The following is a 13,291-nucleotide window of genomic DNA, read 5'->3' as shown; positions in this document are numbered from 1 at the left end:
CATATGGCAGGCAATTTTTCAGAAATCGAAAGCCAAGGAAATATTAGTTTGAAATTTGGATTCTTAGGACTAGGTATGGGTGGATGCGCAATCGCAGCGGAGTGCGCAAATAAAGAAACTCAAATTAAAAATAACAAATACCCATATCGTGCGATTCTTGTTAATACAAATAGTCAAGATTTTAACAAGATTGAGATTAAAAACGGGGGAAATGTTCGTAAAATACAGTTAGAAGGATATGAACAGGGTGCAGCTCGTAATCCACAGGTTGGTGAGGAAGCATTTGTAAAGCATGAAACAAAGATTTTAGAAACGGTTAAACAGGAATTTGAAGATCGTGATTTCATTTGGATTACATGTGGTCTTGGTGGAGGAACAGGAACTGGAGCTCTATTAAAGGCAATTGAAATGCTATATGAACATGATTATAATTTTGGATTGTTACTGACTTTACCACGTGATGCTGAAGCTTTAAAAGTATTAGAAAACGCAACTTCACGCATTCGTAGTATTGCTATGAACCAAGAAGCTTTTGGCTCAATTGTATTAATAGATAACGCTAAACTATATAGAAAATTTGAAGAGGAAAATCCAAGCGCTTTAGCAAACGAATATACTAGCTATAGTAACAAATATATTGCTGATGCATTACATGAGATTAACCTAGTTACTTCATCATTCACACCGTTTTCAGATACACATTTTGATGCGAGTGAGTTTGCTCAAGTAATTAATACACCAGGCGTTTTATCATTAGCAAAATTAGAACTAAAATCAAATCAATTAGACACTGAAAACCCGCTAGGTTACTTGACTCAATTAGGGAACGCACTAGAAAAAGGCGTTTTATACGATACAGAAAGAGAAGAGCTAGAAAGTGCTAAAAAAAGCGCACTATCTATCGTTACATCACCGCTGCGAGCAGGTCGATTATACAACTTCTCATTCCTTAACCAAATGGAAAACTTCTTAAAAGACAGAACTCCATATGTAGATGAACGTCCTATAGCTCCATATGTTAATAAACATACAACAAAAAAAGAAGAGGATATAGTAAAATTCTATTCAGTTGTTGCAGGGCTACCATTGCCAAAACGTGTAAGTGATATTATTGATGAGATTACGAGAATTAAAGAAGAACGTGAGCAAGCTAATTCTAAGAAATCCAATGATGTTTTAAATAAGCTTTTTGCATTTGATGATTCAGTACAAGAAGAAAAACCTAAAAAGAAAAAATTGAATTTTGGTGCTGAACCGCAAGTAGAAGTTGCTGACGATTCACAACCAGCAAAGAAGAAATTATCATTCTAAACAAAAGACCGACAAATATAATTTTGTCGGTCTTTTTCTATTTCAATAGCGAAAAGAAACTACAATGCGCAGGTGATTAATCTATTATATTTTCTGTATGTGGAACATGTCTTTATATAATGTGATTGTTTTAAAAAATTGTTAGGCCGTCCTAACGATTTTATTTCAATACTTAAACCTTAAAAAAATGTTCGGTTCAAACATGTCTTCCGTCCGAACAAATTTAAAAGAACCGAAAGACTATATAAATCAATATTTCTAGCGAATTTTTAGTATGAGAAGTAATCCAAACTTCAGCGTACAAGTTTTAGTATCTAGATTAGCGCAAATTCAGCTTAAACTTTTAATAATTTACAACTAAATTTTGCTGTAATAAGATATATAGAAATGGTTGTTATTTATTGAAAATAAATTCGAGTTATGGAGTTGCATATAATGAAAAGTAATACGTATAAATATACAAGTAAAGGCACACAGAAATCTTTTCGTTTAAAAGAGGCCGATATATTTGTATTTACATTTTTATATTACAAAAGACATCTTACTACACGACAAATTACTCAGCTTTATAGTGCATTTGAGGGTAGAGATTTTTCTGAGGATAGTATGTTTACAAAACTTAATCGTTTTTCAAAATATGGTGCTATCCTGACGAAAAAAATTGATAAAAGAGATGATAGTATAACCAGACGTGCGACATTCTCATTAAAAGATAGAATGGTTGATTACCTTCAAGAATTAGGAAGGATTCCTGCAGGATCTTCAAAACGTAGATATTCTTCTTCAATCTCACTACATACACTCTGCTCACGAGAAATATTAGTACGCACACTTTTAGAAGTGTCGAAAAGGACTAATACGAATAAGATATTATGTGAGTTAGATATTCGCTCATATCATCAAAAACAAAAGAAAACAGAAATTGAAGATGCAGGTTTACTCCTAATTCCTGATGAACACATTTCATATAAAGACAAAAATATTTACATTGAAATGGATATGTGCAAAGAAACCAATGCTACCTTAGTTGAAAAGGTGGGGAAGTATATTGAATATGCACAAAAAAACACTAAAAATATAACTGTTGTTTTTGTTATGTATGACAAGTCGATGTTCCTTGCAGAAGATGCAGAACCTCCATACGTACGTATGAAAAATCTCCTATTTTCTATGCGAGAATATCATGAACATTTAATGAATCTACCAAACCTAAATATGCACATCTGCTCTTTGAAAGAAGCTGGAGATGTTATTTCAGATATTCTGCTAGGAATAGATGATAATCAAAACTTTGAACAAGATATTCTCTTACCTTTATCTCAACGTACAATAGGAGATGCCGATTGGCGCTATGCATTTGTTGAAACAGTTCAAACATTTAAAGAGAAAATAGATGGTGGCCTTAGACGAACTTATAAAAGAGATAAAGATGCTATGCAAGATTTTTTCTTTATTTTTGGGAATGAAAATGATTACCGAATGATTGCTAGATTAGACGATGTTGTGTTTTCAAGAAGAGAAGGTGATGAGGGAGTTCCACTTGTTGTGATCTACCCGAAGCGCAAAAATCCTCGAGATATACTTTTAATGGACACTTATGACAACGTACTACTGCTATCCCTCAGAAATGAAGATGTCACTATAGACGCAGATGAACAGATCATGGTACGTACCGCAAATAACATACATCCGAAAAGACGTAAACTTGTTGAATTATATTAATCTCTTATTTTTCATATACTTCTATATAATTTTATTGATTTTTATTTTTCAGGGTGTTAGAATAACGTTTGAACATATAATAAAAACTACAATCAAATCAGAACATATGAATTTAAGGCAAGCGACACACGCTGTTTTTACAGTGGGTGTCGCTTGCCTTTTTTTATATGGAGAAAGGTGGAAAAATGAATATGAATTTACAATTTGCAACAACTACTAATGGGGGAGTAATCTCTGCAAGAGAGGCGTTTAAAAATCCTGAACTAGTCCTTAAACATATGACAGAAGAGGGTGCAACGTTTAATGTTTCTCTACAAGATATCCAAATTCCAGGAAAGCCGAATTACTTTTGGTATGATGTCATAATTGAAACGGCAACGAATAAAAAAATAGAAGTAAATATTGCGGTACTTTCTCAAGAAGAATACGACCAACTATGCGAAAGAAATAGCATTGATTTATATTTAAAACAAACCGAAGATGCAGCGAAATTCTTTTTAGAAAAATCAAAAGAACAATTTAAACAAGAATTCAATAATCGATTTACACTCCATCATAAAGCTCAATTATATCTGTAAGAGGTAGGTGAGCCTATATGGAGATATTTAAACAACGATTACCTCTATTTACTACAGTTGGTTTAATTAGCGGGTTTATTCTTTCATTTGGATTCGGTTTAGTAAACTATATAAAACTACTTTACTATGCATTTGAACCACCGTCTTATCCTATAGAAATTACATATGTACCGCTCATTTTAATGTTCTTCTCCTTGCTATTAGGAGAATTTAGTTTTAGATTTTACAGCCGTATTCCTGCTTTGCATGTGAAGAACGGGAAGTTAATAATTTTAATTGCTTCTCATATTGCAGTTGATATTCAATTTTTATGGTTCGCAACTGCCCCAATCCATGCAAAGGTTATTCCGTATCTTACGGATAAATCAAAGCATGTTAATTTTGGTGAGTATGAAGCCATAGGTCATGTTTTAACAGGGAATTTTCACACACTTACTATGATTTTTGTATTTTTACCTACAGTATTTATGATTTTGTTTACACTTTGGTATAGTGGCCATATTGTTCGTTACCGAGAAGAAATATTAAAGTGGGTACAAAAATACGAGTATAAAAATCATAAGTTACAAAAATGGTTTAATAGCCAAGAAGAACAAATATACCCTGATGTAGAAATTGGACCGCATATTGAGCATAAAGAAATGGTCCGAATTAAGGGAAAAGATAGAACGTTAAATGGTATCATTATTGGTCCGATTGGTTCTGGTAAAACATCAAGTTTAATTATTCCAATGATAAATCAAGATTTACACTGGATGGTACGTTTCATAAATAAATTCGAAACTGCTTATAAAAAGAATGATTATGATACAGAAGAAGTAAAAGGAACATTTTTAAATGGTGTTACTGTTATTGAACCAAGTAATGATTTATGTCAAAAGGTTTATAAATTAGTACAAGCACATAAGATTCCCGCAACCTCGGTTTACTATATTGATCCAACTAATCCCGATACCAAAAATATAAACATTCTGCGGGGACCAGTTGATAAAGTAGCAGAGGTTTTCGCAATGGTTATTCAAGGTTTATCGGAATCCAACAATGCATTCTTTGAACAAGCACAGCGTAACCACCTTAAGCAACATATCTATTTATTAAAACTGCATAATCCTCAAAAAGAGGTCACCTTTGATGATTTAATAAGCATGTATGACGATGTAGAGCGTGTTCACCGTATGCACAAACTATTAAAAATACAGGTCGAAAAGTTATATGATTTTGTTCAAAGTGGAGCAGCGTCACGTGACCAAAAAAACGAATATCTAATTATAAAAGGAATTGACGAGTGGTTTGATAATACCATTCGCGAAAAAATGGACAATCAAGGAGAACCTGCAACTTATAAATCTGGTAAATATCGTGGACAACCGATGCATTATGATAGGGAAGAAGAATATGTTAAAGGACTACGTAATATTTTAAAAGACCTTGCATCCAACGTTCTAATACGACGGGTTTTATTTGGAAAATCCGATTTCGATTTTGATGTACATTTGGAGCAAGGTGGCATATTACTTGTGAATACTGCGAAAGGGGAATTAGCAGACCTTTCAAACGTATTAGGAAAATTTGTATTGTTAAGTATGCAAAATGCAGTATTCCGTAGAGAACCAAACGTCTCACCTTACCATCATATAATTGTCGATGAGTTTCCGGATTACGTTGTGCGGCCGTTTAAAGAATTCCCTGCACAATCTCGTAAATATAAAGTAATTCTAACAATTGCTAGCCAAACACTATCGCAATTAGCTCTCGACTTCACTGAGCAATACATGTTTACTTTACTAGGTTCGTTCCGTAACAAAATGATATTTGGAGATGTAACACCATATGATGCAAAAATTTTCTCTGACATGTTTGGTGAGGTAGAGGAATTTAAAGAGGCGGAATCCGAACAGGGTATTTCCCCTCTGCAAGAGAATCCTGTTAGTCGACTAGGATCAACCTATCAAAAGACGAAAGAAGTTGTTATGTCCCCAGGAGATATCATGGCACAAGGGGCATTCATCTGTGCTGCTCGTATCGTACAAGATAATCATGTGCAACCTGTACAACAAATTACAAGTAACTTTGTACCAAAAGAAGAATTCGCCAAAGCAATCATTCAAGTAGATACAAAAACAGGTGAATATTGGGAAAATGAGCGTCTTCGCCTTATTAATGAATCTATCGAGAAAGCAAATCCTATGAAGCATGTAGATGCAGAAAACATAAAAAAAATACAACCATTACCATCTATTCGGGAAGGTGAGATTGAACAGAATAACTCTATGGGAGCAAACGCGCAGCATCAACACATTGTATCATTGGAGGATTATAAGGGACACCAGTCTCAAAATGAAACCTTACCTAATGATCCCGCAGCAATGAGCCAGAAGGGAAATGTTGATGATGAAGTTGAAAATAAGTTGTATGAAGATATTAAGGAATTTATTATTGAATCACAACAAGTCTCGCCATCCCTTCTGCAAAGAAAATTCAGGATTGGCTATATGAAGGCTATGCAATGTATCGAGAAGTTAGAACAAAATCAAATTGTAAGTTCTTACACAGGGGATGGACCTCGTAAAGTATTAATTTCAAATAATAGTAGTATGCCAGAAGAAACAAGTGTTAATACTACTCATTCATCTGACAATACTATTTCACGGGAAGTAGCGATTCGGAGCGAAGACCAAGGAACTGTACAAGATGAGACTAGCGTCTTTAAGGATATTCTATACGACGATGTTTTAAGTTTTGTGAAAGAAGCGGGAAATGCCTCTATACCGGTACTACAAGATACATTTGAAATTAGTTATACACGTGCATCAAGATTAATAGAAGCCCTACAAAGAAATGATGAACTTCCTGTTATAGCAGAAGAAGCACATCTAGAAAGTATAAGCACTGAAATAAAAGAACCAAACGCAAAAGAAGATATTAAAGAAACCATAGATATAGAATTACCTCCTATGGACGAATGCTATGAAATAAACATGGAGGTATTAGAACTAAACAAAGAATTATCTATTACTATGTTAGAGCAAGATTGGAATAAAGATTCCATTATTCATTCCGAGATTCCTGATGAGACTGAACCACTGTTTGAAGAATTCCCATCTGATGGACTTCCCGTTACAATGATAGGAACTGCAGAAACAAGTATAGAATCTACTTCAATTCCCGTTATAATAACAGAGTCAGAAGAAACACAAGTAGAAATCAGCACAGTTCCAATTGAAGAGACGCTTACTCATACCGAAGAAAATAAGCTTGATGAAGATGTAGCAAAAGTTTATGAATCTATTAGTATTACGGTTCAAGAAAACTTAGAAAAAAATCGAGAAGAACATTCGAAAAAGGATGAGAAGCAATCAGAACATAAACCTATGAGTTATAAAGAACGCCAAGTGCACTTAAAATCTCAGCAAAAAAATAAGAATAACACTACGCAGTCGCTACTTAATAATATTGAGAAGCCAAAGCAAAAAACGTCGAACGTAATGAGTAAGGAATTGAATAATTTCTTTGATTAATAGTTTGTAAACCTCAAATTAAATCTAGTATAGGTATCGTCAGCATTTCGAAAAAAAACGCGCTAAGCCAATAATAAAATAAGCTGTCCATATGGACAGCTTATTTACATAATTAGCATTATCGGTAGCAAAGAAAAAGGGGAACCCTACTCTCACAAGGGAACCTTCTTTTTTGTTCTATGGATCTATATATTTTTTATACATTCCTATTCTAGCGCGGTTTTAGGGTTATTGTTTGTTACTGGATTTTCCGAAAAACTGTATAAAATCTTGCATGCTCTTAGCGTGAGTGTTTTCCGAGATGCTGGCGGTACCCCATGCCCATCAACTTAACATTTTGAAGTATCCCTCAAACGAAAAAATTGCACTGTTAAAGGTAAATATAGAATTAGAATATAGGTTATCAAGAATTAATAATTAGTAAAGTAGAAGATTTTAATAAAAATTGGTAAAATAATAACCAAGTATTGAAATTAGAAATATGACTGTGTTAAAAAAGGAGATTCTATACTATGGAGCAAATTATTTCAAACAATAAAAACGGATCTACAGAGATATATTATAAATTATTGTCTATGTTATCTTTGTTAACTTTTCATAAGATCACATCCATTGAAAAGAAAAAGAAAAGCCTTAAGCTTTCCCTTGAAAACGAATTAAAAAATTTAACAAAAAATAATCCTCATAAATTATAATACGGTTACCAAAGATTAAACTCTATAAGAGAATTTATAGGATTTTATTAAACCAATATAATCTCATATTAATTTGACCTTAAAAACGCTATCCTTTTTGTAGAAATATACAGAAAGGTTGGCGTTTTTTATGAATCTTACGGTTCAAGGTGAACTACAGTTATTTGCTGAAGAGTTGCATCAACATCTTACTCCTTCATTTTTAGAGAATCTTGCTAGGGAACTAACTTTTGTACAACGAAAGCTTAAATTTTCAGGTCATGATTTAGCTATTATCTGTGTCTGGGTTAGTCAACGTGTTGCGAGTGATTCATTAGTTCGGCTGTGTAGTCAACTTCATGCTGTTACAGGAACGTTTATTGAGTCCAAGCTCTTCAACCACCTATTTTCAACGGATTCGTATTTTAGATGCAACAATTTTTCAAGTGCCAAAACATTTAGCTAATGTGTATTCTGGGTCAGGTGGTTGTGCACAAACAGCGGGTATAAAGATTCAATTAGAATATGATTTACATAGCGGACAATTTTTAAATTTTCAAGTTGAACCGGGGAAGAACAATGATAAGACCTTTGGAACAGAATGTTTAGCGACATTACGACCTGGCGATCTATGTATTCGGGATTTAGGCTATTATTCACTGGATGATTTAAATCAAATGGACCAACGTGGCGTGTATTATATATCGCGGCTTAAACTAAATAATATGGTGTATATTAAAAATGAGTTTCCTGAATACTTTCGAAATGGGACAATAAAAAAACAATCTCAGTACATCAAAGTTGATTTAGAACACATTATGAATACGTTAAAACCAAGACAGGTCCATGAAAATAACAGAAGCTTATATTGGAAAGGATAAAAAACTATTTACACGAGTTATTATATATCGATTAACTGAAAAGAAACTTCGAGAACGTAAGAAAAAGCAAGTGTATACGGAAAGTAAAAAGGGTATTACGTACTCAGAAAAAAGTAAACGCTTAGCTGGTATGAACATTTATGTTACCAATATACCTTTGGAATGGGTTCCGATGGAACAAATACATGATTTTTATTCTCTTCGCTGGCAGATTGAAATTATCTTTAAAACTTGGAAATCCTTATTTCAAATTCATGATTGGCAAAATATCAAACGAGAGCGATTAGAATGCCACATTTATGGAAAACTCATCGCTATTTTTCTATGTTCTTCTACTATGTTTAAGATGGGACAATTAATTTTACAAAAGAAGAAAAGAGAATTAAGTGAATATAAAGCCATTGGAATGATTCAAGACCATCTATACATTCTTTATCAAGCTATACAGCAAAACACCCGAGAAATAACAAGGATGCTAATCCGCTTGTTCCATCTTCTACAGAAGAATGGACGAAAATCTCACAGATATGAGAAGAAAACTGTCTTTGATATTCTGGGTGTTGTCTATGAGTATACTGGATTGATAAAACAAAAGAAAATTGCATAATAAAAAAAGCGAAACCCGTTAGGGTTTATTTGTTATACGCATTTTTAAGAATATACTTCTATTTTAAGAATGTTTTGACCTAGCTGAATGAAGGTTCAGTTTGTTTCGCCCTTAAGTTGATGGGCATGGGGTAAGTCCGAGATAAGTCCAAAAAGCGTTATGCATATGGAATTAAATGTAAATACCCCTAATACTAATGACTTCCATAGTATAGATAAATACGGATTTACAACGCTAATGAAATTCCAATATCAAAAAGCCCATTTCTCAGCATTAAATTCAGAAATTGGTCTTTATTCGTTATATCCTCGGTGATTGGAAAGTAATACATTTCGCGATATGCAGGGCCGGAATGTTTAAACTCCTTGATTAAATCCTTAAAGGTCTGCTCACTTACGACCGTGAGCGAGCATCACATCGCGGTGGTTGGTTGCTAGCAGCAGGTGAGACGCTATTTTCAACAACCGAATTTCCATTTTTGTATCCATCTATTTTATGTCTTATAGATTCTGGAGTATTATATTGGTCACTAAACTCACTATTCCAAATCTCAGTAGTATTATTGAAAGTATTAACTAGATCGGAATATTCCTCTTCATTTTTACCCAATCCTGCATTATGGTCGAGAATAAATCCGAGATAATTCATACAATCATTATAATATTTCCGGGGATGTAACATATGTAAATGCCACATTTGATTAATTTCATAAGTTGGAGCAAATCGGGGGAGAATACTTTTTAATTAGAGCTAAAAATCTCAAGTATCTTTGCTCAACAATTTTTAATGATGCTAAATCAAGTGTTCCAAGAAAACCTTCACTTCTTTGAGCAGCATCAATAAGATTAATTTCTAATTTTGGTAATTCAATCTCTATCATAATTATCTCCTCTGGAATTTTAATTATAATATATTGTTGTACTCAATTATCTGAAATATTCATGACGATCTAACTACGCTAGTAAAGGAACAGAGAGAGTCCTACAAGAACAAAATCAACTACATTTTCAACAACAAAATCAATTTTCTTGTTTTAGTCACCCAAACAACTGGATTAGGCGCAACTGATGAAATCGTTGAAATCGCTGTGACTGATTTGGATGGTAAAGCCTCTTACATACACTTATAAGACCGACTGTTAGGATTTGCAACGATGCGATTATGATACACAGTATTACTGATGAAATGGTGGAGAAAGGTCAGTCCTGGAGTTCAGTGTATAAACAGTTATGTGACATTGCGGACGATAAAATATTGTTAATCTATAATGACGAATTAGATATATCTATGTTACGACAAACATGTCTTGCTCACAACATAGCCCCCATCACCTTTAAATCAAAATGTTTAATGGAGTTATACACTACATTCGCGGATTCTGAGCGTTGGTATTCACTAGAAGATGCAATCGAACACCTAATGCATCATAAGGCACTAGACAGGTGTTACGCACTGTTGTTATTAATGCAACAAATGCAATAACTTACAAAATCGAGAGATCGGCTATGTTAAATCACATTGCTTTCGATCATCTACGAAAGCAATGTGATTTAAATTTTAAAGAACGAGCATATTTTTCTCTTATTAAGCCTAAAATATTACAGATAACAAAAATATATTTGAAATCGAATTCCAGAGAGAATGGTTATAAAAACAACCAATAAAAAGTTGACAATCATTAACAAAATGGTTAGATGTCATTGACGGAATATAAATCAAGTAATATAATAATACTAACAACAAGCGATAATTAAATTATCGACGATTGGTGTTTCACCACCATAAGTGTGAGCTATAAAAGTGGGCGTTTCGCTGCCATATAATGCGAGCTATAAAAGCAGGCGTTTCGCTGCCATATAATGCGAGCTATAAAAGCAGGCGTTTCGCTGCCATATAATGCGAGCTATAAAAGCAGGCGTTTCGCTGCCATATAATGCGAGCTATAAAAGTGGGCGTTTCGCTGCCATATAATGCGAGCTATAAAAGTGGGCGTTTCGCTGCCATATAATGCGAGCTATAAAAGTGGGCGTTTCGCTGCCATATAATGCGAGCTATAAAAGTGGGCGTTCACCGCCATATAAAAAAAGCAGTGGTCTCCACTGCTTTTTTTATATGGTGATACCACAGAGGGGGAAGCAAGGTTGAGTAGCGAAGTAAAACAATTAGATTTTTTTAGAGCAACCGACAAGTACATAACATTCCTGCAAAATATCGAGAGCAAAATTATGGACAATAGGCACGACGGTAAACTAAGAACTTATTTAGGGGTCTTGATAACCATTGGAGTACATCAATATTTTGCTCCGCTTACTTCTTATAAGGAAGACAAGCACGGACACATTAAAAACAGCGATCAATCTTGCGTCATCATTTACGGAAAAGATAGAGAAGAAGATGATGATAAAAAAATCGCATTACTCAATATAAACAATATGTTCCCATCTATCATAACTGAAATGACCAAGGTGGATTTTGACAAAGAAAGTGAGAAAAACAAAGCTTTTCTAGAAAAAGAATATCGTTTTATTGTTAGTAACCAAGATAAAATAATTAAAAAAGCTCAAAAGTTACATAAACTGATAACGGAAAAAAATATTCCCGCTCTGAAAAACAAGTGTTGTGACTTCAAAAAACTGGAACAAGAATATATAAAGTTTGCACAATAAATAATTTGTTAAAAATGGGGTACAGACACATGCCCATCAACCTAACAAAAATAAATTACCCCAAAACAAAAAATGAACAATTCACACAAAATTCTTGTTTTGGGGTAACTCTAAATTTTGACTTAATAGGTTTGTGCTTGGTCCCCTAGTAAGACTGCATTCTAGATTTTGATTCAACCTATAGCAAACTTATGATTTTAAAATTATTCTTGCATTTGATTAGAAATACCATTATATTTGTATTAATAACTATATAAATAAAACATAATTTACGTGAAGGACACACCTTACGTACCATCCCAACGGTACAGGTGTGTCCTTTTTTACGTTCTAGGAGGAAAATATAATGGCCGAAGATAAGACAAACACTCAAACTGTAGAAGAACTTGGAATGGCTTTTGAAACAGAGAACCCACAAGGTGACATGGTGTTAGAAATAAAATTTAATCAGTTTGAGCGAGTACGTGAGCATGAATTAGAGGAATTAGCCCGTATGAAACGTGAGCGTACTGTAGGAAAAGGTTTGATTACAGTCGTATCCGAAAAGCTATTCCCGACTAAAAACGGAAAGTCCGAGCGTATACAAGTGCTTACAATGCAAATTGGTACGCATACAACAGCGTATTGCCCCATTACAGAGGCAGGTATAAATGTTCCTAAAAATCCTCAATGGCTAGTGGGTAGAACAAAGCCTGTTATCATTGAACACTTCCAGAAAACTGAGGAAGGCAACTTTGCTGTTGTATCTATCACAGCAGGGGAATTGGCACTTCAAAAAAAATTATATGAAGAAGTAACAGCGCAAGAAGGAAATAAGGTATACACAGGAACCGTTTCAGGACACATCCCATCTGCACAAACTGTCTTGGTTGAAGTTTATGGCGTAACGGTAGGAGTTAGGTATTCACACTGGTCCCATTCATTCGTTCGTCCGGAGAATATTGTTATTGGTGATGTTATAGAACTGATTATTGATAGAGTGGTAGAAAAAAATGCTCGCTATGAGTTTAGAGGGAATAAAAAAGTATTAGAAACAGATCCAATGGAAAAGCTTTTAGAACTAAACAAACGTCGTGATCGCTTTGTAGGTAAAATTGTAGGTATAGATGCAATTGCCGGGATTTTCGTAGAAGTCGCGCCAGGTATTCAGTTTAAAGGACTAAAGAGTCGTAATCTTGCAAACCCAACTGCAGAAGATGCCTTAAATCAAACCATTGTTACATGTGAGCTGCTTAATATTGATACTAAAAATAGAAGAGGAACAGTGCGTATCCTAAATTATCCACAGGGGCAAAGTAAAAAATCTAATTCGTCAATTTTCCAATTTTAATGGA

General features: G+C 34.0%; 9 protein-coding genes and 1 pseudogene. 9 read left to right on the top strand and 1 reads right to left on the bottom strand.

Annotated features, from left to right (window positions below; genetic code table 11):
- The first annotated feature begins 3 nt into the window (after positions 1-3).
- The 6 genes and pseudogenes from repX (at position 4) to KZZ19_RS30065 (ending at position 9,291) form a co-directional block, all read left to right on the top strand.
- Positions 4-1,311 (top strand): plasmid replication protein RepX, encoded by a 1,308-nt coding sequence (repX, locus tag KZZ19_RS30090; protein ID WP_237982752.1) that lies wholly within the window; start codon positions 4-6, stop codon positions 1,309-1,311.
- 435 nt (positions 1,312-1,746) lie between these two features.
- Positions 1,747-3,033, top strand: coding sequence for a replication-relaxation family protein (locus KZZ19_RS30085; protein WP_237982753.1), 1,287 nt, complete (start codon positions 1,747-1,749; stop codon positions 3,031-3,033).
- 191 nt (positions 3,034-3,224) lie between these two features.
- Positions 3,225-3,611, top strand: coding sequence for a hypothetical protein (locus KZZ19_RS30080; RefSeq protein WP_237982754.1), 387 nt, complete (start codon positions 3,225-3,227; stop codon positions 3,609-3,611).
- A gap of 17 nt (positions 3,612-3,628) precedes the next feature.
- Positions 3,629-7,129 (top strand): DNA translocase FtsK, encoded by a 3,501-nt coding sequence (locus KZZ19_RS30075; protein WP_348638088.1) that lies wholly within the window; start codon positions 3,629-3,631, stop codon positions 7,127-7,129.
- A gap of 512 nt (positions 7,130-7,641) precedes the next feature.
- Complete coding sequence (locus KZZ19_RS30070) at positions 7,642-7,824, top strand: hypothetical protein (RefSeq protein ID WP_237982721.1); 183 nt, start codon at positions 7,642-7,644, stop codon at positions 7,822-7,824.
- A gap of 130 nt (positions 7,825-7,954) precedes the next feature.
- Positions 7,955-9,291, top strand: a pseudogene (locus KZZ19_RS30065) (IS4 family transposase).
- A 706-nt stretch (positions 9,292-9,997) separates the two neighbouring features.
- Here KZZ19_RS30065 and KZZ19_RS30060 read toward each other — a convergent pair.
- The gene (locus tag KZZ19_RS30060; protein ID WP_237982720.1) at positions 9,998-10,171 is read right to left on the bottom strand and encodes a hypothetical protein; all 174 of its coding nucleotides are present in this window, start codon (positions 10,169-10,171) and stop codon (positions 9,998-10,000) included.
- Between the two features lie 281 nt (positions 10,172-10,452).
- On the opposite strand from KZZ19_RS30060, the gene KZZ19_RS31320 reads away from it, so the two are divergent.
- From KZZ19_RS31320 to KZZ19_RS30050, 3 genes are all read left to right on the top strand, one after another.
- Positions 10,453-10,773 (top strand): 3'-5' exonuclease, encoded by a 321-nt coding sequence (locus KZZ19_RS31320; protein WP_432442740.1) that lies wholly within the window; start codon positions 10,453-10,455, stop codon positions 10,771-10,773.
- Positions 10,774-11,432: 659 nt separating this feature from the next.
- Positions 11,433-11,957 (top strand): type III toxin-antitoxin system ToxN/AbiQ family toxin, encoded by a 525-nt coding sequence (locus tag KZZ19_RS30055; RefSeq protein WP_237982717.1) that lies wholly within the window; start codon positions 11,433-11,435, stop codon positions 11,955-11,957.
- Between the two features lie 346 nt (positions 11,958-12,303).
- A complete protein-coding gene (locus tag KZZ19_RS30050) occupies positions 12,304-13,287 on the top strand; it encodes an RNA-binding protein (protein ID WP_237982716.1) in 984 nt (327 codons plus the stop codon).
- Positions 13,288-13,291 lie beyond the last annotated feature (4 nt).

The sequence above is a fragment of the Bacillus thuringiensis genome, assembly GCF_022095615.2.
Classification (GTDB): Bacteria; Bacillota; Bacilli; order Bacillales; family Bacillaceae_G; genus Bacillus_A; species Bacillus_A cereus_AG.
This window is presented reverse-complemented; position numbering and strand designations above follow the sequence as displayed.

Excerpts from the sequence above, each read along its gene's own strand:
- repX (WP_237982752.1), top strand. The coding sequence starts at position 4 with ATGGCAGGCAATTTTTCAGAAATCGAAAGCCAAGGAAATATTAGTTTG.
- KZZ19_RS30085 (WP_237982753.1), top strand. The coding sequence starts at position 1,747 with ATGAAAAGTAATACGTATAAATATACAAGTAAAGGCACACAGAAATCT.
- KZZ19_RS30080 (WP_237982754.1), top strand. The coding sequence starts at position 3,225 with ATGAATTTACAATTTGCAACAACTACTAATGGGGGAGTAATCTCTGCA.
- KZZ19_RS30075 (WP_348638088.1), top strand. The coding sequence starts at position 3,629 with ATGGAGATATTTAAACAACGATTACCTCTATTTACTACAGTTGGTTTA.
- KZZ19_RS30070 (WP_237982721.1), top strand. The coding sequence starts at position 7,642 with ATGGAGCAAATTATTTCAAACAATAAAAACGGATCTACAGAGATATAT.
- KZZ19_RS30060 (WP_237982720.1), bottom strand. The coding sequence starts at position 10,171 with ATGATAGAGATTGAATTACCAAAATTAGAAATTAATCTTATTGATGCT.
- KZZ19_RS31320 (WP_432442740.1), top strand. The coding sequence starts at position 10,453 with ATGATACACAGTATTACTGATGAAATGGTGGAGAAAGGTCAGTCCTGG.
- KZZ19_RS30050 (WP_237982716.1), top strand. The coding sequence starts at position 12,304 with ATGGCCGAAGATAAGACAAACACTCAAACTGTAGAAGAACTTGGAATG.